At 28.1% G+C, this 21,171-nt stretch carries 17 protein-coding genes; 2 read left to right on the forward strand and 15 right to left on the reverse strand.

Annotated elements, in window-relative coordinates; all coding sequences use genetic code 4:
- The first annotated feature begins 199 nt into the window (after positions 1-199).
- Positions 200-919: a transposase gene (locus tag ACXYRP_RS02375; RefSeq protein ID WP_458597641.1), complete on the forward strand. Its 720-nt coding sequence runs from the start codon at positions 200-202 to the stop codon at positions 917-919.
- A 28-nt stretch (positions 920-947) separates the two neighbouring features.
- On the opposite strand, the gene ACXYRP_RS02380 is transcribed toward ACXYRP_RS02375, so the two are convergent.
- The 11 genes from ACXYRP_RS02380 to ACXYRP_RS02430 all read right to left on the reverse strand — a co-directional run bounded on the left by ACXYRP_RS02380 (position 948) and on the right by ACXYRP_RS02430 (position 16,984).
- Positions 948-1,700 carry a DpnII family type II restriction endonuclease gene (locus tag ACXYRP_RS02380; RefSeq protein WP_458615130.1) on the reverse strand — a complete coding sequence of 251 codons (753 nt, stop codon included), beginning with the start codon at positions 1,698-1,700 and terminating at the stop codon, positions 948-950.
- A 117-nt stretch (positions 1,701-1,817) separates the two neighbouring features.
- A complete protein-coding gene (locus tag ACXYRP_RS02385) occupies positions 1,818-2,645 on the reverse strand; it encodes a DNA adenine methylase (protein WP_458597643.1) in 828 nt (275 codons plus the stop codon).
- A 94-nt stretch (positions 2,646-2,739) separates the two neighbouring features.
- Positions 2,740-4,116 carry an MSC_0618 family F1-like ATPase beta subunit gene (locus tag ACXYRP_RS02390; RefSeq protein WP_458597644.1) on the reverse strand — a complete coding sequence of 459 codons (1,377 nt, stop codon included), beginning with the start codon at positions 4,114-4,116 and terminating at the stop codon, positions 2,740-2,742.
- A complete protein-coding gene (locus tag ACXYRP_RS02395; protein WP_458614252.1) occupies positions 4,116-5,633 on the reverse strand; it encodes an MSC_0619 family F1-like ATPase alpha subunit in 1,518 nt (505 codons plus the stop codon). The genes ACXYRP_RS02390 and ACXYRP_RS02395 overlap by 1 nt, the downstream gene beginning before the upstream one ends.
- 1 nt (position 5,634) lies before the next feature.
- Positions 5,635-8,277 (reverse strand): MSC_0620 family F1-like ATPase-associated subunit, encoded by a 2,643-nt coding sequence (locus ACXYRP_RS02400; protein WP_458615131.1) that lies wholly within the window; start codon positions 8,275-8,277, stop codon positions 5,635-5,637.
- Positions 8,270-8,722 carry an MSC_0621 family F1-like ATPase epsilon subunit gene (locus ACXYRP_RS02405; protein WP_458597647.1) on the reverse strand — a complete coding sequence of 151 codons (453 nt, stop codon included), beginning with the start codon at positions 8,720-8,722 and terminating at the stop codon, positions 8,270-8,272. The genes ACXYRP_RS02400 and ACXYRP_RS02405 overlap by 8 nt, the downstream gene beginning before the upstream one ends.
- Positions 8,715-9,638, reverse strand: coding sequence for an MSC_0622 family F1-like ATPase gamma subunit (locus ACXYRP_RS02410; RefSeq protein WP_458597648.1), 924 nt, complete (start codon positions 9,636-9,638; stop codon positions 8,715-8,717). The genes ACXYRP_RS02405 and ACXYRP_RS02410 overlap by 8 nt, the downstream gene beginning before the upstream one ends.
- Position 9,639: 1 nt before the next feature.
- On the reverse strand, positions 9,640-10,245 hold the full coding sequence (locus tag ACXYRP_RS02415) for an MSC_0623 family F1-like ATPase-associated protein (RefSeq protein WP_458614255.1): 606 nt from the start codon (positions 10,243-10,245) through the stop codon (positions 9,640-9,642).
- Positions 10,235-11,803, reverse strand: a complete 1,569-nt coding sequence (locus tag ACXYRP_RS02420; protein ID WP_458614256.1) for an MSC_0624 family F1-like ATPase-associated membrane protein — start codon at positions 11,801-11,803, stop codon at positions 10,235-10,237. The genes ACXYRP_RS02415 and ACXYRP_RS02420 overlap by 11 nt, the downstream gene beginning before the upstream one ends.
- On the reverse strand, positions 11,790-14,537 hold the full coding sequence (mip, locus tag ACXYRP_RS02425) for an Ig-specific serine endopeptidase MIP (RefSeq protein WP_458615132.1): 2,748 nt from the start codon (positions 14,535-14,537) through the stop codon (positions 11,790-11,792). The genes ACXYRP_RS02420 and mip overlap by 14 nt, the downstream gene beginning before the upstream one ends.
- Positions 14,538-14,545: 8 nt before the next feature.
- Positions 14,546-16,984 (reverse strand): putative immunoglobulin-blocking virulence protein, encoded by a 2,439-nt coding sequence (locus ACXYRP_RS02430; RefSeq protein ID WP_458615133.1) that lies wholly within the window; start codon positions 16,982-16,984, stop codon positions 14,546-14,548.
- A 259-nt stretch (positions 16,985-17,243) separates the two neighbouring features.
- Here ACXYRP_RS02430 and ACXYRP_RS02435 point away from each other — a divergent pair, with 259 nt between their 5' ends.
- The gene (locus tag ACXYRP_RS02435; RefSeq protein WP_458614356.1) at positions 17,244-18,053 is read left to right on the forward strand and encodes an HAD hydrolase family protein; all 810 of its coding nucleotides are present in this window, start codon (positions 17,244-17,246) and stop codon (positions 18,051-18,053) included.
- Positions 18,054-18,068: 15 nt separating this feature from the next.
- Here the strand turns inward: ACXYRP_RS02435 and dnaJ are convergent, their stop codons facing one another.
- From dnaJ to ACXYRP_RS02455, 4 genes are read right to left on the reverse strand one after another with little or no spacing between them, the layout of a single operon-like run.
- Complete coding sequence (gene dnaJ / locus ACXYRP_RS02440) at positions 18,069-19,184, reverse strand: molecular chaperone DnaJ (RefSeq protein WP_458615134.1); 1,116 nt, start codon at positions 19,182-19,184, stop codon at positions 18,069-18,071.
- A 51-nt stretch (positions 19,185-19,235) separates the two neighbouring features.
- Positions 19,236-19,646: an MHO_1590 family protein gene (locus tag ACXYRP_RS02445; protein ID WP_458597655.1), complete on the reverse strand. Its 411-nt coding sequence runs from the start codon at positions 19,644-19,646 to the stop codon at positions 19,236-19,238.
- Positions 19,630-20,703 carry a hypothetical protein gene (locus tag ACXYRP_RS02450; protein ID WP_458614358.1) on the reverse strand — a complete coding sequence of 358 codons (1,074 nt, stop codon included), beginning with the start codon at positions 20,701-20,703 and terminating at the stop codon, positions 19,630-19,632. The genes ACXYRP_RS02445 and ACXYRP_RS02450 overlap by 17 nt, the downstream gene beginning before the upstream one ends.
- Positions 20,684-21,130: an MG284/MPN403 family protein gene (locus tag ACXYRP_RS02455; protein WP_435128739.1), complete on the reverse strand. Its 447-nt coding sequence runs from the start codon at positions 21,128-21,130 to the stop codon at positions 20,684-20,686. Before ACXYRP_RS02455 ends, ACXYRP_RS02450 begins: the two co-directional genes overlap by 20 nt.
- Positions 21,131-21,171: the final 41 nt, after the last annotated feature.

Below are 21,171 nucleotides of genomic sequence, written 5' to 3' on the forward strand. Positions count from 1 at the left end.
TTTGGTGTTTTAACTTATTAGCAAATTTATTTTGTTATATAATTAACAAGTTATAAATAAAGGTATATAAATCGTATATTTACTTTTATATCTATATCATAGACTTAAAAGTAGAATATATAATTTTGTTATTTTTATAATAAATTAATTTTATACCTTTAAATTTATAATAAATAAAGTGTATTTATAAGGAGAAACTATGAAAAAACCAATCTTAACACAAGAGCAACAACTTGATATTCTAAAGCAACAAATGCAATTCTTTATAGATTATATTTTAAGAAGCGAGTTATATAGTTATATTAAAAATAATCGGAAAATCCAGGTATCAAAAAATTTTAATTCCAAAAATGGTTTTTACGAGCGTACCCTGAATACACAAATAGGTAAAATAAAAATTTATCATCCTAGACTAAGAACAACTAGGTTTGTTTCAGTTTTTATCCAAAAATATAATCGCGAAAGTCCTGCTTTTTTACCTAATATTTTCTATTCATATGCACACAATGTAAAGAGTTCTGATAAAATAGAATATTTATCTAATATTATGTCTAGTTATGACAAGGAAATTCAAAATAATTTTGCTCATGCTGTTATAAACAATGCCTGCGATTTTATGCAAACACCAATAGAAAAAGTTTGTGATTCGCTTTATTTAAATAAAATAAATATCAAAAATGACTTTGATGATAAATTTAATGAATATTACTATTTAATTACTGAGAACTCTAATAATCATCAGATTATATGTATTTGATTAAATGATGATAAAAACGAAAACTACTGAACAGTAGTACTAAACGACTTAAAACAACGAGGTTTACAAAGAATTAAACATATTTACAGCAATAATCATAGATTCAATAATGAAGCTGTAAATATCTTTGGAAAAGTTGTTGTCCATAATAATTTAGAATAATAAACTACCTAACTACCTAGGTAGTTTATTATTCTAACATCTTTAATAAAGTGTTTTTAAAATTCTGTGAAAGGGTTTGACTAAAATTAAAGAATTCTACTTTTCAGTTCATCTTATTAAGCAAATTATCTTGATTCTTTCAAAATGGCCCATCTGTTATCAAGATAAAATTTACTCCTTTGCTAACTAATTCATTTTTTCTATTTATATAACTATCTATAATCTCAATTGGTTTGGAACCAGAATTTAAGAAGAAATTAACTTCAATATTTAAAATTTTTTCATTTTTAATGAGCATAAAATCACCTATTTTATGTAAAGATTTTATGCTATTTATCTTTTTAAAATTCTGCTGTGAAAACAAATGAACATTATATTTTAAACATATCTTTTTTAGTTGTTGATAACATCTTGCTTCAAATCAATTTCCACTTCTATTTTTTCTACCATTAGAATCTAAACCGACTAAAATACCTGTAACATAGTCAAAAACAGAAAATCTAAGTATATTTACAAAAAGATTTTTTAATCCTGTTTTGTTAAACAATTCAAGGTATTCATCTATTTTGCTGTCTGTTAATGTTATCTTTTCATTAAAACTATATTCTTTTATAAAATCAAAATCATCTATAATTTTAAAAACCTTGTTTTTGGAAAGTTGTTCTCTTTCATTTTTGCTTAATGCTAATAAAAGTGGAAAAACTGAAATGATGTTTGGATTAGTATTTAAAAGTTGCTTAAAAACTTCATTGAAATTAGGGTTTTGAATTAAAACATCCATTTTTTTAACAAATCCTTATACTTATCTATTTGTAAAACATTATCTCAATTTGTAAAAAATAAAAAATTTCTGTTAGTCACTAACAAACTGCTTTTAAACTCTTCAATATTAGTCATATTAATAATTAGTAATAATAATTTCTTCCCCTGTTCTTTTATTTTTATCCCTGTTTATCGTTCTTTTAACAACTATTACCTCCTTGTTAAATCCTTTATATAACTGATTTATTAAGGGTGTATTATGATTTGTAATCATAAACAGACATCCTTTTTTATCTAATTTTTTAACTTCTTCTGAAAGTCGAATATGATCATCTTTGGTGAATCCTGTTTTATTATATGCTACAAATATTGCATCGCCTACTACATCATAAGGACTATCAATAAAAATAAAATCTCCCTTTTTTGCTTCATTTAATACTTCTGCAAAATCATGATTCATTATTTTTATCTTTCGATTTAAAAATAATGAAACATTTTTAATGTTTTCTTCGCTAAAAGATGGGTGGTTTTGATTTCCGTTGAATGGAACATTAAATTGTCCTTTGGAATTAACCCTATATAAGCCGTTAAAGCAGCGTTTGTTTATATATACAAACATAGCTGCAAGTTGCATATCATATTCATTTTTAAGCAATTTCTGGTTATATTTTGCTCTTATGTAATAATAATCTTCTTTACTGGTATATTTTTGATCATATTTGCTTAATTGATTAATAAATAACTTGTAATTGTCTTTGATGTTTTTATAAACATTAATTAATGCAGTATTAATATCATTGATAAAATATTCTTTTGCTTCAATTGTAAATAATACAGCACCACCTCCTACAAAGGGTTCAAAATAACGATTTATATTTTTTGGTAGTTTTTGCTTTATTTTATTTAATATTTGTCTTTTTCCGCCTGCTCATTTTACAAAAGGGGATATTTTTAGAGAATCCATAATTTAATTTTATTATATTTACTCACATCACATCTTAAATTTAAAAAATTTATGATGTGATGTAAAAACATCCCAATAGAGATGTTTTTTATTATTACAATCCTAATTCTTCATCTGTTGGAATTTGCAGATTTGAACCTACATATTGGAATATTTCTGGACTTTGTTTGATGTATTTACCTTCTAAAATCCGTATTACACTATCGACAGTATCTTCTAAGGAAACATATTGACCTGGTGCTTTAGTAAAGTGTTCAGTCATAAAGAAATTTTGGGTAAAGAAGTTTTCAAGTTGTAAGGCTTTTTTAACAATTGTCTTAGATTCTTCATCTAGTTCATCAAAACCAAGAATTAAAATAACATCTTCTAAGTCTTTATATGCTTTCAAAATTCTTTTGGTTTCTATAATTGCATCAAAATGTTTTTTACCAAGTAATTTTTCATCAACTGAGTTAGATTGTGAAGCGAGTGGGTCAAAAGCAGGGAAAATATTTTTGGCTGATTGCACACGTGAAAGCACTAAACTTCCATCAAGGTGGTTAAATACAGCAACTGCTGATGGATCAGATAAATCATCCATAGGTAAGAACATTGTTTGAAACGATGTGATTGAACCATTTTCGTTTTTATATAAACGATCTTGGATATTAGCAACATCTGATTCTAAGGTTGATTGGTATCCACCAACTGATGGTTTTTTACCTAAGGTTGCACTAGTTTCGTTTTCAGCTTGTAAAAAACGGTAAATATTATCGATAAATAACAACACATCTTGATGTTCAACATCTCTTAAGTATTCAGTAGCAGTTACCCCGATTGGAACAATTGACATACGAGCACCTGGTGATTCGTTCATTTTTGAAATATACATTGCAGAACGATCCATTAAGTTTGAACTTTCAAGTTCATTAAATAATTCGATGGCTTCACGAGAACGTTCTCCCGAACCGATGAAAACATTTGATGTATTAGCACTGTTTTTGTTAACATTAAAGATAATTTCTTTCATTAACACAGTTTTACCAACTCCAGCACCCCCAAAAATACCTAATTTATATCCTTTGATAATCGGGATAAAGAAGTCAATTGCTTTAATTCCTGTTTCAACAAGTTCAATTTCATTATGTAAATAACGATTTGGATTAATTGTTGAATCCATTTCAATGTATTTTGGATGGGTATCACGATCTAATAAAGGTTGTCCACGGAATGAATAAATGTTATTTAATGATTGCAATCCAACTGGAACCATAAAACTTTGTTTAGTATTAATTACAGCATCATCGATCGATATTTCTTGAGAGTTATAAATTATAATAGCACGAATAGTAGTATCATTTAGTACTCTTTTTACTAGCAGATAGGTTTTTCCATCATGTAAAGTAAGCAGTTGATTTACTTTTGGAAGATTGTCTTTATCAAATTCTACTTCTATAACATCTGAAAATAAATTAATAATTTTTCCTGGCATTATCTATCTCCTAATTCTCTAGCAACTTGTTCTAATATCGCAGGTTGGATTTTGAATAAATCATCTGTTTCAATTTCTCAATTTAAATTATATGTATCTGAATATTGTTTCAATGCATTAGCAAAAAATGATTTATGTAAATTATCATCGTAGTTTTCACCACTCATTACAGTATTATATGAATTACGCGCTTGCTCATCAACTTGAATTAATTTATCAATAAAAGCGATTGCTTTTTGTTCATCTTTAACACCTTTTAAAATAGTTCAACTGATTAACTTTGATGAGAACAAAATAAGATCTTGGGTATGTAACGAAAATCCTCTTTGGGTAAACATCTTATCAATCATTTTTCCTTTATAAATTAATAACGAAGTTTCTTTATTAAAATCATAATCTAGCATCGCAAGCTTTAAATGACGTTTATATTCTTTATATGCTTTACCAATTTCAGCAGCAACCTTAGTAACAAGTCTACTTTGCACACTTGAACCAGTTCTGGATACTGATAAGTTAATGTTTATTGCTGGTAATACCCCTTGTGAGAATAAATCAGCACTTGTAACAACTTGTCCATCGGTAATTGAGATAATATTTGAAGCAATTAACGATGTAATATCACCATCAACAGTTTGCAGAATTGGTAATGCTGTAATAGTTTTACGACCTACAAACGAACCAGCTCTTTCGAGTAGTTGTGAATGTGAAAAGAATGTATCTCCAGGCATCGCTTCTTTTCCTACTGGTCGATCTGTTAATAAAGCAATTTCACGGATAATATTAGCATGCTTGGTTAAATCATCAAAAACAATTAATACATCATCTTCATAAGAAATATTTTCAGCATGTGCCATACCGATATATGGTGCTAAATATTGTTCATATGCACTTGTTGATGGTGCATCAATTATTATAGTATTTTCTAAAGCATCATATTCTGCTAAGGTATTATAAATTCTGGTAATAGCTTCGCGTTTTTGTCCGATCGCTACATAAACACATTTTACCCCGTTGCGAGCTTGGTTAATAATCGCATTTAACGCAATATGAGTTTTTCCGGTTTGACGATCACCGATGATTAATTCACGTTGTCCTTTACCAATTGGGATTAATAAATCGATTGCTACAATACCGGTAAATAATTGTTCGTTTAAGGTTTTAACGGTGGTTAAATCATGTGCTAGTTCAAAGATTTTTGCTCCGAGTGGAGTAGGTTTATATGTGTTTTCTGCAGTTGGTAAAATCACATTCCCTTCGATGTCAATAACCTTACCAAAATAATTTTGAAAAGTATCAATTCTTGCTTCATCGTTTTCTAAAACAACTTCTGAATTAATCCGTAATTGTGCATTTTTGGTATTAGCAATCAAAAAGGCACGGGTTTTGCTTGCATTGATTAACATAAGTTTTAACTTAGGATTTTCCTTAAGGTGATAAAACTGTCTCTGTTTATAAGGGAATTCACCAGATACTTCAACTATGTAATCAAAAATTGATGTAATTTTTGGGTTATTCATATTAAATTCCTTTCAATCCTATTCCTAAAAATACTGAACCGATAGCTAGGAATAGAATAATTGCTACGATTGCGATAATGTAAATAGTTTTAAGTTGATTATTTCTTTTAAGTCTATTAATAATAGCACCAACAGAATTCAATGCAACTAAAATACTTCCTGTGGCTAAAAATAATATTCCTAAAATTGTTAACAGATTATTATCAGGTTGTTTAAACTTCTGTAATTGACTATCAATTAATTGATAGTGTTGTTGATATGAATCAATTGTTTTTTGACTTTCTTTATCTGCATCACTTTGATCTTCTTCGGGTGGTGTAGGTGGTAGTTTATTAGCAATAATTAATTGCTTAAGTGCTAGCATACCAGGACCTATTTCTTTTACTAAATTAACATAATTATCATATCAAGCGATGATATTAAAAGTAGGTTGTTGTGATTGTGAATATTGTAATAATTTGTTAATGTTAACTTCTGTCTGTTTAATAAAATCATTAAATATTTTGGTATTTGCTTTAATTTGTTTAAAGTTTTCTTCAACTGTTTTTCTTACTTGGTCATTTTTTAAAGCAAGAAGAATAAAAGTTAATTCATCTTTATATGCTTGTGCAAGGTGAGAAAAATATGGACCATTATATCTTTTTGACTCAACTGATGAACCTTTAAGATTTCTAAATAAAAATCCCATAACTGCTTCAGAAGAAGTTTTTATTGATTGTGCATTTACTTTGTCATAATCTGGAGTATTTATAACTGTAAATTTTGGATCATTTAACAATGTTTCACGTTGGATGTTGAATGGTTTTTCGGTTGCTGTAAATTGCACCCCGTAAGCTACCATACTAAAAATTGCTGTTCTAACATCTTTTAAGAAATTTAATTTATCATAGTCTAAATAGAATGTTTTAGTTACTTCATTGTCACCGTCTTTAACTGTATCTTCGTATTCAATACCTACTGCTTTATATAAATCTTCGAATTTTTCTTTTAGTGCTTTTATTTCACCTTGATATAAGAAATTGAATCTCTTGTGAGTTTCATCATCAGTGGTATCAAGGTATTTATATTTTGTAGAACTTGGAGCATCTTTATCAGCATCTGTTTTATTTGCATCCGAATCAACATGTGCAACTTGATATTCACGTTTTAACTTAGGATCTAGTAAGTCCTGAATTTCAATAGTAGGTATTAATGAATTTTTAGCATTATCGGTAGGTTTTTCAAGTTTTACAACTCGATATCTATAACGAATGTTAATCGGATTATCAAAGAAGAATAAACTATCTTTTACTTCTTGTGAAACATTTTGGTCATTGAAAACCCTATATAAATAATCTCCCAAATCTTCTCCATCATTTCTTGCGATAGGCAGATTTTGATCAACAGGGTTATAAAGTTTATAACTGATATTCGGAAATAATGGTGGTAGTTGCAAAATTAATTCTTGAGGATTTATCGGAGGATTTAATGCATCATTGGGTTGTTCAGGTAAATTCGGATTTGTATTCGGTGCAGCCGAATCAGGTGGAGTGACTTGATTGTTTTGTGGGGGCTGTTGCTTAGGTTCTATCTCAATATCTTTGTTAGCTTCTAAGTCAAATGCTGTATATCTTGGTTTGATCTTATTTATAAAGTATTCATCTCAAGTTTTAAATCCTTTAGGTGGTGTAACAGTATATGAATCGGTTTTAGGATCATATACAACTTCAACATCCTTACCGATTTTAGTGATATCATCAGGATTCATAAAGATTTCTGGAATCTTATCTTTTAACTTATTGATATACTTATTTAAAGCTGTATCGAGTTCAGTTTTATTAATGGTATTTTTTTGATCTTTACGTTTTTCATCAATATTAATTTCATTTTGATCATTACCTTCAATAGCCTTCTCATAGTTTGTCGGATCACTTTTACCGACTTTTATATTTGTATAATCCTTACCATTGAACTTAACGGTTGCATAATCATAATATTTATCCCGAGATATTACCTTTGGAAAGATTGCATTCATTCCGTATTTTTCAGGGTTAGCAGCAATATCATCTTTATGATCACTAAAGAATTTAATTAACTTATCTAAGTAAGTTATTTTACTTCGATTTCCACGATAATCATCTTTTGGTTTTTGTTCTTCACTACCTTTTCCTGGTTCTTCCCCAGGATTGGATGGTTGTTGTTGACCACCCTGACTGCCTGGATTTGATGGTTGTTCATTACTTCCTTGATCCCCTGGATTTTGGGTATTTCCACCAGGTTTTGTTTCAGGTGTTGTTGAAGATGGATTTACAGCAGAATCAGCAACTTTTTGTTCTTTATCTCTTTCGTTCTGTAAATATTGAATAAGATTATCTAAAAAAGGTTTTAAGTCTGAATGAAACTTATCATCTGCTTCTGTCCTAAATGTATCAAAATCAGGCGATATATCTCTAGGTTTATTTTGCTTTGGATTGCGAGGATCCTCTGGTGGATTATTTGGATCGCTAGGTGTCCCAGGATTATCTGGAGTACTTGGATTTTCTTCACCATCTGTTTGCTTAATATCTAACTTTGCTTTGTTTTGTGTAGAAAGCGAAATTATAGGTGTCATTGTGGCAGTTGCTAACGAAAGAACATTAAGAATTTTTTTTCATTTTTTACTCATATGTTTCCCTTTCTGTTAAATTCAACAACTGCTTTAATTCTAATTCATATAAATCATTTTTCAAGTCATCTAATAAGATGGTTTCATCAATGCTTAAACCGACAAATCGCAAGGTTTTTAAACGAGATATTTGATATTTAAGTGGATCAAGTTCTTTTTTGTATTTTTGCTTTGTTGCAGCAACTTTGAAAAAATGGATATTAGAAAATGATTTTACTAAGGTTTTATCAGGTTTTGAAACTATATTAACATTCTTTAAAAACATAAAGAAAGTGTTTTTGTTTTGTGGATTAACTAATTTAATTAACATTCTTGGATATGCACCAATAGAGTTATCAGAAACTTTAATTCAAGTATTTTCTTGATAATGATTAATATATAAATCATAATTTTTAATTCTTAATTTCTTATTATCCAAGAAAATCATTTCAATAGGTTTACTCATACTCATTTCGACCTTCTTCAAAAATAGTTTGTTTTTTCTTAGTTAATAAAACAATTTCTTCTATTTGTTTTTCTTGTTTAATGCGATGGATCCGTTTAGTAACTTTAAGAAGTTCTTCATCGAGTTGTTTTACTTTTTTATTAGCAGCAACCAAAGCATTTTTAGCATTATAAAACGATGATTCGATAATTAATGAGTTAATTGCATTTTCGATGAAAATAGTAATTTGATTATCAATAAAACTTTCAATGTTTGGATAAATTTTATAATCTTTAATAACCTTATCAAACTCATTTTCTGGATGAATGTTTAGTAATTTATCAACATCAAAATTTGACATCGGAAGCAATGTAAAAGGTTCTTTATAGTTTTTATTTGAGTTAATAACTAGATGCACATTTTTGTATTCACTATCTAAATATAAAATCTTGGTTAGTTGTGCTAATGTTCTTGCAAGGTTTTTTTCTGCAGAACTTTTAAATGTTTTTATTACATTTAAATTATTACTTTTAGCAAAATTTAATGCACGGTTTCCGATAGTAATAAAATCAACATTTTTACCTTTAATTTTATTTAAAATTGTTTTTTCATAACGAGTATATGAATCGGTTCCATATTTTTGTTCTTCAGTTAAATAAATATACAGTTCTTTTTCTTTAATAAATGATTTTTTTAGATTTCTTAAAAAACTATTATTTTTAACAAATGAAATATCTTCAATAAAACTGTTTTTGATGTTATATTTATTTTTAAGTGCTTGAATTAACTGCACATTTAATAAAGCATTATCAACATAAAAAGCAAGTTTTCGTGTTAGTTTAACAATTGTTATTAATAAAATATTTTTATCATTATTAACTTTGATTTTAATATTTTCAAAGTTTTGTTTTTTCTGAATGATATCTTTTAAATGCATTTTATTCTTCTTTTAAAATATTATTATTAAAGAAAAGTTTTAAAGCATTGGTATATTTTGAAATAAATAAAACTATGTTAGGTAGAATTTCAACAACATAACCACCTAGTAGCAACCTTAATAAAGATAAATTCATTTCGTTTAATAAAATTTCAAATTTATCTTCATTTTGGTTAGGATTTTCAGTTAGATAAACCTCTCCGTCAACTTTTTGATATTTAGCAATTTCTAAATTTAATTCATCTATATTTTCATCTGGGTTAACAACCAAATCAAAAGATTGTGTTCTAAAACTTATTGCTTGATTATTAGATGATTCATATTTAGCTAACATCGGAACTAGTTTGTTAAGACTAAATTTTGGATTTAAATTAAAAGTAATTACAAATTTTTGAAAAAGTAAATCATATTTATTTTTAAATGCCTTTTTAACTTGTGCCTCAAAGTTTTCAAATTCCTTTGAATTAAAACTTGAATTAAGTTTTAACAAAACAGAAGCAAAGAATTGTTTGTAACTGACGAATTTTGATTCTGAAACAAGTTGGTTATATGAGTTATAAACCTCTAAAAGTTCAGGTGTTTCAACTAGTATAGTTTTATTTTTCATGAGTAATTACTCCTTTATTTTTAGATGCAAAATTAATTTTTTGTAATCAAACATAAGTGTAAATAAGAATTGAGATAAAGAACAATCCGACAACAATTAAATTAATAATGGTAAGTATTTTAAGTAAGGATATTGGGGTAGGTGCAGATATCAACATAAAGTTATCTTGAGCAACTAACAAGTGATTTAAAGCATAGATAAAGATTAATGAACTATGTAAAAATAAGGAACTAAGAATTGCAAAAATTGATAATCGATTTATATTTTTATGACGAACAATATAATGAATATAAATTGCTGCAGAGAAGATAGTTATCGCAAAGACATTATATACATAATCACTTGGACTAGAAATAACAAAGATTGAAACGGTTAATAACATTCATAATAATCCTTGTGTTAATGACATATAAATAGTAAATAATGCTGTATTTTTATTTTTTCTAAAGAAAAATTCAATCCCAACAAAATATCCTGTAGTAATTAAGAATCCAATTACTATGAATAAAATGTATAAATAATTATATGAATCACCACCATCTAATAAGGTAAGACGATTTCGCAAATTGATAGTCATTGTTTTAATAACTAATAACAATAAAACACCTATAATAGCAAAATATAAAACAAATTTATCTTTAGAAGCATTATCAGAAATTTCATTTTCACTATAACGAAGTACTTTTTTGATATTTGCTCCTAAAATAGATAAACCAACTAAGATAAATAATAAAATAATGATTACTAGGTTTTTAGCAGCTTTAACATTAAATAATGCATCAACAGCTGCTCAATAAGAGTTTTTGCTTGAAAATAATAAGTATTCTGAACCTTTTATTAATTCGTTACCTGGGACTGTTGCTCTAATGGTATCTGGATTTTCTTGTGTAGGTTCAGGAAAATAAGCATTTGCATCTCATAAAAACATATTAATTAAGGTAAATAATAACAAGATAGTATGTGAAACTATTTGAATTACCAAAGGTCATATTGAAGCATATAAAAGTGGTTCTGATTTACGTTTATAAATATAAGTATATATTTCATACGCAACATTAATTAAAAATAGCGGAATTAATAAATAATACAAATTAAATACATCGTGAGCGATTGTTGTGGTATCTTTGGTTAATGCAAAAAAGAGTGAAAACAATGATATAAGCGATAAAGTGAAATATAGTAAATAAAAAATTAAATAGGTTGCAATACGTTCTTTTTGTTGTTCTATAGATTTGAAGTTTTTAAACACCGAATAAAAGAACACAAATACAAGTGGACTAAAGCGCAGCATTATTACAGCATTATCTTGCCTTGAAATTACTGAATTAAAGTTAAATAAATCTGAATATGGTTTATCCGCAGCAGATTGACTAAGTAATGATGTAAGGAAAATAGATTTATCTAGCAAGATGACAACTACTAACATCGAAATTACAAAGAAAGAAACTAAAATATATTTATAAATAGTGCTTCATCAACTCTGCGATTTAGAATTAAGTCGATTGCTATAATCATTATAAATTTTACGATTGATTATGACTTTATTAATTTTGTTCATTATTTTCCTTGGTATTTTGATATGTTAATATATTATTAGTAAATTTAAATTGTGTCGGGATGTTTTCGCTTGCAAATCCATTTGGAAATAAGTTAGTTTTACCGATATTTAACTTAGACATTGCTTCACGATATGAATTCTTTTGATCTTTTCCACCACCATAAATTAAATCATATTGTGGTAAATTATAGCTTCCATATAATCCATTATAACTGTATCCTTCGGATCTAAATGCTGCTGCTAAACCGGTTCTTGCTGTTGGATTAGAATAATGATAAATTCCAACTAACTCGTTTTTTTGGTTTCGAACCGACGAACCAGATGCACCACCACCTGGAGCATATCAACGTGGCATGTATTCTAAACCAAAGTTGATATATTGCTTATTATCATCAGATGTATATAGGTTTTGTAATGGACTTTTTCCGTGAGATAAAACAGGTGCAGATAAGAAAGCATCAGTAAGACCAGGTTTATCAATAAAGGTGCGATATGCTAAATCGTATGATAAACGGTTCCCACGAGCCAGTCGTTCTTGGGTTTTTTGATCTGAATCATTTTCTCCTACCTTATAGTCATAAAAATCAGGATCAGAATTAATTCATAAGGTCCGATAATATTTTGCTACATTAATTTGGTCATCATCAATATATCTTTTTAGATAAAAATCTCTTCAACTACCTGAATCAGCTAACGGGAAACCTAGAATAAATAATTGATCGTATTTATTTAATGAATTTTCTTCGTTTTTCTTAACTGCTAAGGGGACATTAATCTTTTGATAATCTTTTAAATACGAATTAGGTAAGAATTTAACTTTTTTATCATCTGGTAAGTCCTTATAATCATTAGTAACCAATTTTGCTAATGCTGCAGCATTGGACGCTTCATTAGTATTTATCAAAACTTTTGATAAATCTGCTTTTGCAAAATCTATTTCTACTACCGCAAAATCCGCAAATTCTTCAGCATTTTTATATAAATCTTTTTGTGGTTCTGCTAAATAATCTGATGGTTTAGTATTAAGAAAATCACGTGCATCAAAAACTCTACGAATTGCTTCCTTGTTAAATCCGAAAGTTCTAAACATTGCAGGACTATTTAATCCAACTAATTTTAAGGTATTTAACACAGGATTAACATCCTTATTCATTCTGGTTATTCCAAAACCAACAAACCTTCCTTCTTTAATCGCATCAGCAACATGTAAATTAGTTCCAAAATAAAACTTAGTTGGGTAGCTTCCATCATCTGGAATTTGATAATCCATAATTCACATTGTTCCACCAATATTATCTTGTTGTTTAGCAAAAATAGGTAGGGTAATTAATGAATTATAAGCAACAGATGAATTAATTTCATTTAGAACTCTTTGCTTTACATCAGCAGGGAAATTTGCTGCTTCAAGTTGCTTGCGCATTGGTGCTTTATAAATTTCTAAATAATCATTTACAAGTTTATTAACTTTTGTGTAATCATTATTATTTTCTTTAACAAGTTCGTTATAAACTTCATCACGAACATATTCTTTTCATTGCGATCCTGGATTTTTAGTAAGTCTTTCAGTGTAATATTTAACTCTTTGTGGATCACTTAATTTTTTTATAAATTCAGTTAAATCTTCTTTGTTTTCAAGTATTTTAGCAACTTGATTACGAATATTTTCATCACCGGAAACTAAGAAGTTCCCAATATTAATTGCATATGTTTGTTTTGCAATATCAACATATGTTTGATTAGGTAGTGTACGAGCTAATCCGGTTGTTTTAAACGGTTCTTTCTTACCATATGAATCAACTCAACTCGGTTGTGCTGGTTGTGATTCTTGGTTGATATATAATCCATCCACACTTCCATCTGATTTATAAATAGGTGTAGAAAATCCTTTAACAACGCTGCTACGATAATCAGAAACACCTACCGATGCTGCTTTTTGATTAAAACTTGTTATTTCAGATGCACTTGTTTTTTTGAAAAGTCCACCTCTTAAACTTTCTCATGAACCATCTGCAGATGCATATCTAACAAATGAATCAGTATATTTTTGATTATCATAATCATATCTTTGTTTTAAATCTTTATTAAAATATGTTCTGAATTCATCATTAGTTGGAGCAGGGATATGGATTGTTTCTTCCATACCTTGCTTAAATCCACTGATATCATAACTTTTAACAATGGTATCTTTTTTATTAGTAGGATTGGTAAATTCAACATATATAGTTAATTTACCTTCTTGATTCGCCTTAGCACGGTTATTTCCATCTAAGGTAGCATTAGTTAAAACTGCCTTAAACTTATTTATGTAGTTATCTTTAACCTTAATACTTCAATTTTGTAAGTTATCAAAAACTTTTGTAGGAAGTGTATTTTCTTTTGTGGTAGGAACCAAAGTGTTTGTAGCAACTAATTCAAATTGGTCATCTGGTTTTAACGAATTTACTATTGTAGCAAATTCTGCTTTTGATATAGGTTTAACTTGTTTTTGCTCACCCACTGATTGCCCACCTGAACTCCCAGAAGAACTTGAACCCCCAGGATCGCTAGAACTTTGTGTTCCATCTTGATCAGAAGAACTTTTTGCTCCACCTGAATCAGTTGAACTACCTGAACCACCTTTTGTCTCTGAATCATTAGTATCTTTTTTGTCTTCTTTTGTCCCGCAAGCAACAGCAATTGTTGCTGGAATTAATAAAGATGCAGATAAAATACTAAATCACTTTATTTTCTTCATATAACCTCCTAAGTTAATGTAAGATCATCTTCTTGTTGACTATACACAGCAACTGTATAACCATTTGATTCAAGTTGTTTTTTTAACTCTATTGCTTGTGGTTGTACATAAATGGTTGTTTTATTAAGTTGTTTAGCTAAATCAAATAAATCCTTTAAATAACCCAATCCACGTGATGTTAGTTGATCAGAACCAGTTAAATAAACATATTTAGTTGTATTATTGTTACTAAATATTATTTTTGCATCTGGTGGACCCGGTTCTCCTTTAGCGATGTTTTCAAAACCTGCATCATTTAATTCTTTAGAAGAAATGTTAAAGTATTCTGAATCATTAAATAATAATAATCTTTTAATTTTTCTTGGAGCATTTGATGTTTTAACTACATCTGAGAATACTAAACCATGCAATGAACGAATTGATGGTGCTCTAGAAAAATCAAGACCTAACGGATAACTGTTTCCACTTTCATTGTTATCGGGATGGTTTCCACCTCCGCTTTTTCCTTCAAATATTTTTTCATTATTTCTAGTTCAATATGCCATTCTTAAACCATCATTAATTCTTGAATATGGATCAGAAGTGTTCTTTTTTATATCACTTTCTTCAAAAGCAAGAGAGTCAAATACAATTCTAGTAGCTATATTTGAATTCGCTGGATAATCTCTACTTACATCATAATCTAGTGTATTAACCCAAGCGGTTTTACGAAGAGCTAACGGGTTAATTGATCATTTTTCTGAAAGTGCATTTCCGGTTGTATATAAACCTAATTCATCGATTTCTTTGTATTCTAGCTCTATTAATGCAGATGTATTTGCAGCAGATGCATCAAAGAATAATTCTAATTGAGGAATTTTTTGAGGTAATAAATCTAAAATTTCTTTAAATTTCTGATTCGCCGATGCTGCACCCATATTTAAGAAACGATATGAAGTAATATTAATATTATCTTTTTTAAATCCTTCCAAAAGTTCTTTTGTTTTAGCATATGCCTTAGAATCAAACATATTAATTTCTAAAACAGTTCCTTCATTAAGTTGTCCATCAACTTTTTGCTTTGCTGTAAGTTTATAAATATTAATACCTTTTATTCCTTGAATATCATATTTAGCAAATCTTGCTTCATATTTTATATCAGTTTTATTTCAGTCTTTATAATTACCACTTAAAATTGAATCACCATCACGGCCAAATGGTCCTGAGATCCTAAAGGTTCTCCTAGTTTCATTATCTCTTGTTTGTACACCTAAAACTGAGTTAAATTCATCTGGTTGACCAAATGCATGTGAGTTAATTTTTCCATCTTCAGTGATATAAATTTCTCTCGGATCTAAAACAAATCCTTTTTGTAATTCCGAATATGCACTTGGATCTATTTGGGTAAATTTAGAAAAGTCAATATTTTCTATTAAGAGTCAATCACGAACTGTTTTATCAGGGTAATTTTTAAATTTTTCATAATCAGCTGGATTCTTTAAAAAATACTTGATATTAGGTGAATCTATTAATCTACTGTATTGATATCGTTTTTTTTCTCAAACTCATGGTTGTTGATTAATATAACTTTGAATATTAGCATCGCGTTCAGTTTCTGTTTTATATTGTTTATCATCAAAAATTTGCTTAATAAACCCTATTGTATCATTCGGATTATCATGTATGGTTTTAAATGCTGCAACTGCATTAGATAAAACCCTGTTAGTCAGTTGGTCTGTAACTGTAATACTATTTAGAACCTTATTTATTTCCTGTGAATATGGTCTTCGATTAGCGATATCACGTTCTACATCATATTGAGCAATTGTTCTTCCTGGATTTTGTGTAACATCTGCATCAACAGGTACACCTTGAATATATATTTTATTCGATTGTTCTTGTTTAGGACTAAAGTTTTCTTGTTTTTTTACTTCCTGCTTTGGAGGTTGAGCAATTGGTAATTCTTTCTTTTCGTCTTCTTTTGGTGGGGTTATAACGATTTGTTTTATTTTTTGCGCTGAAGCAGGTTCACTCTTCTTTATTTCTTGTTTTGTTTCAGGTTTTGGTTCATCTTTTTTCTTTTCAGGAACTTGTTTTAACTCTTGTTTTTCTATCGGTTTTGGTTTTTCAATTTGATTTAAAATAACTGTTTCCTTAGTTTTTGTCACTTCTTTGTTTTCATCAACTTTTTTAGTTGTCTTAACAGTAGGTTCATCTATTTTTTTAACCTTTTCTTTTGGTTTAGGTAAATTTAAATCAACAACTGAACTAATGCCAGCTGTTATATCAGTATGATTTATATTTTCTAAAACTGGTTTATTAATTGATTCAGGTAGGTTGCTACTATTATCTGACGATGAGGTGGGTGAAAAATTATACAGGACTGATCCAGTGACACTTGAAACAAGTGATGTACCAACTACTAAACCACTTAATATCAAATATTTTCGTTTTAATTTTATACTCATATGACACTCCTTCGATTGACACGTATATATATATATATATATATATATATGAAATATATGCATACATATCTACTTAAAATGTCTTCTATACTATTATTATAGTATTTTTACTAAAAATAAAAGATTTTTTTCTTTAAAAAGTTTTTACTTTTATTTTCTAATGCAAAATTATATTATTTTTTCATTTTATAAAAGAAATTCATAAAATTTTTTTTATAGCAGTATTTTATAGTAAATTATAATTTTGTATAATTAATTTATGAATAAACCTAAAATTATTTTTATTGACTTAGATGGAACAGCAATTGATGGTCCTGGAGAAAAGTTTTGACAAAAAGAAGTAACCGAATTTACTAAGGAAATAGTTAAAAAAGTTCAAAATTTTATTCCTATTGTAGTTTCAACAGGACGTGGGGTTAATCCTAAAACTCTTGCTATTGTTCAAAGTTTAGGTTCAAGCTCTTATATTGCTTGAAATGGTGCTCAAACAGTTATAAATGGACAAGTTGTCCATTCAGTTGTTATTCCAAAAGATATTGCTAATGAATTATTTGATGAAATAAAGAAAAATAAATGCTTTGTTGTTTATGATTCTAATCCAAGAGAACATGCATATACCAAAAACTGATTTTATCGTCTAGTAATGGGTTTTGGTAAAAAAACAGCAAAAAAATATTCACAATATAATAAAGATTTTGAACCTGCTAAAGCATTAATTTGAAGTCCTTCAAAAAATAAAATTTTAAGATTAGCTGAAAAATGAAGCGAAAAATTTGATGGAAAATTAAATGTTTCATTATCTGGAAGTAACAATATTATCGAAATAACAAATGTAGGTATTTCTAAGGGTGCAGAAGAGGCAAGATTATGTGAATTATGGGGAATTGATCCAAAAGAAGCAATGCATATCGGTGATTCAATGAATGATGCATCTGCTAAAGAACATATTGGTAAATTAGTTGCTATGGCTAATGCTGTTCCTGAATTAAAAGAAATTGCTGATCAAGTTACAAAATTTCCTTGTTCTGAATCTGGATTAGCTCGTTATATAGAGCAATTTATAAAATAAGCAGATTTTATCTGCCTATTTTAATGTCTTTTGAATTTGTTTATAAATATCAGAATTAGTTGTATCTGAAATCTGTGCAAGAACTTCATTAAGTAGTTTTGCTTCTTTTCTGGAAATATCAGGAACTATAAAACTTAAAATAACAATTAAATTACCAACTCCATATTTGTTTTTAACGCCCTTACCTGGAATTCTAATTTCTTGACCAGATACATAACTTCTTTTTAATGTATAACTTACATCGCCATAAGGTGTAGGAATAATAACATCTCTTTCTGCTAGCACATCGAAAACTGATACTGGATAATTTAAATATAAATCATTATCTTTGCGTTTAAAATGTTTATGTGGTTTAATACGTATTTGAATATACATATCTCCTGATGATCCACCATTAATTCCTGGTTCACCATAACCATCGAGTCTTAATTCTCTACCATCATCTATTCCTTGTGGGATTTGTAAGTTAACAGTTTTAAGTTGTCTTTCATATTTGTTACCACGACATACACTACATTTTTTAACTATTCTTTTACCAACTCCACCACAAGTTCCACAAACAACATGCTGTTGCATTTGTCCAAAGATACCACGTGCCACTTTGGTTACATGACCACTACCTCTACATGTTGAACAAGTTTGGATATCAGATGCACTTTCAGCTCCACTTCCACCGCAATGTAAACATGTTTCATTTTTATACATCTTTTGTTTAATATTTTCACCCATTAAAGATTGCATAAAAGTAATTTCCATTGTTGCATGGATATCTTGACCCTTTCGTGGTTGATTGCTTGTTTTGCGAGAACCACCACCAAAACCTGAAAATATTGATTCAAAAATATTACCAAACCCTTCGAAACTACTTGCAAAATCCGAATAATTTGCTCCATTTGCATATTGTCCATTTGCTCCAGCATGTCCAAATTGATCATATGCACTACGTTTTTTAGAATCTGAAAGCACTTCATATGCTTCATTTATTTCCTGCATCTTTGTATGACTATCTGCATCAGTTGATTTATCTGGGTGATATTTTTTAGCTAACGAACGATAAGCTGATTTAATCTCTTGCTCGCTTGCTGTTTTACTTACTCCTAAAACTTCATAATAATCTCTCTTTGTACTCATAGTATTTAAATTTTAGCACATTTTTTGTTTATTTGCTAATTTTTTAATTTTTTATTCTTCTAATTTAATAAGATACTTTTTAATCTCACTATCACTTTTATCACTATATTTTAATAATAAAAGTATTTCTTTTTCATTTATTTGTTCATAATTAAAATCAATTTGCCCTTTTTCCTTAGCAAACCTACGGATAATATCTTTGATTATTTCTTCAACTATTTTTTTATCTAAAATATAATTACCATACTCGTCTTCTTGAACATATTTAGCAAAATACCTAGGTTCTAGAATTGGAAAAGATGTTGCTATCTCTTTCTCTTTAATAGGAACCGTATCTTCTTTATTAGTATTCTCTTCTTTAACTTCTTCTTTTTTATTTACTACTGTGTATATTCCATAACCAACTCCTGCAATCGAAAAGCCTACTAATATAGATATTGTGAATTTATAAATCTTCTTCATTTTTCTTTCTTTTAATTCACTGATTAAGTTTAAAAGTATTTATGTCATAGAGTTTCTCAATTAAAACAGAGTATTTAAAAATTTGTTTTTTAAATTCTTCTGAATTATTTATCGGCAATTCTTGAATAATTAATGAATTCGCTTTACTTGGTTTGCTCAATGCTTTAAAGTTTTGTTTGCGGTTGATTATAAACTTTGCATAATTTGTTTCAATGTAAAACTTAGAATTCAACTCACCTGAAAAGTTTTTATTTACTACAACTGAATTATCAATTTTTTGAATCAATTTTGCATCTTCTGCCTTTGCAGATGTAACAAAATCAAAATTGTAGCTTATCTTATTAATTCCTGCTACTTTTTTATCTGCTAATTCTATCTTTTGCTCTTTTTTATCTTTATCAAAACTTGCTGCATAATTACTTTTTATTACATTAAAAGACGTGGAGTTTGGTAGATATTTTTCTATTTTTTCATCATATGATTTATCGCGATAAACATATAATTTTAAAGGTGTTGTCACACCTTTTGATGTATTTAAATCATCAAAAGTTAAAAAGACATTCCAATACCTTTTGCTAATCTCTAACTTTTTATTATGAATACGATAAGTAATAGAATAAGGGATTAAAAGTTTTGCTAAATTTTCTTTTATGATTAAATTATCAACATAATTTTTAATATGATTTTCTTGGATTTTGATTTTTCTTAAAGGTTTATCATCATCGGTTGCTAAAACTATCGAAATTTGCTTGTTCTCATTAGTTAAATCATAAATTAAACCAAATCTTTGCAAACTTGCATCAAAGATATCGTGATCTTTATTACCATAAAAAATATGCACTTTGTATTTATGAAGATTTTCAACTGCATTTGCACCATTTAAAGTTCGAAACAAAATTACAGTTTTCTTTGCACCTAAATTTCTTATAATTTCTATTTCAAAATTTCTGTTAAATGTTTTTACAACTTGATTATCTTCAATATTATATGTAACATTTTCAACAATTAACTCACTGCTTCGCTGGACATCATCATAATTATAATAATAAGGAATCATAAAAGTAACCTACAAACTGATTAATTGCATCTTTTTTATACTTATAAAAGGTTGTTTTAGAAAAGTGTTCTTCATATCAAGTTGTTTTACTCCTAGTTGCACGATCTAAATAGCATTTTTCAATAATCCAAGCATTTCGTGGTGTAAGATAATTTAAAATTGTGTGAATAATATCATTTTTATCATTTAGTTTTCTTTCAAAATTTTTTAATTCAGCAATCCTATTTTCTTCTGTCTCTAAGGTATTAAAACGAATCCTAATCAATTTCTTACGAATATGATCTAAATATTTTTCATATGAATCAAATAAGGATTTCATAATTTTTAGTTTAAAATTATAGTTGTTTTTGTTCTTTAATAATGTGTCTTTTTTTAAGTCAATTTTAAATACAAATTGATCATCTACGTACGGTTTTATTTCTGCCATAGTTTTCCTTTTTCTGAGGTTTCCCCTTTTAATTTATAACA

It is taken from the genome of Mycoplasma sp. 5912 (assembly GCF_054353835.1).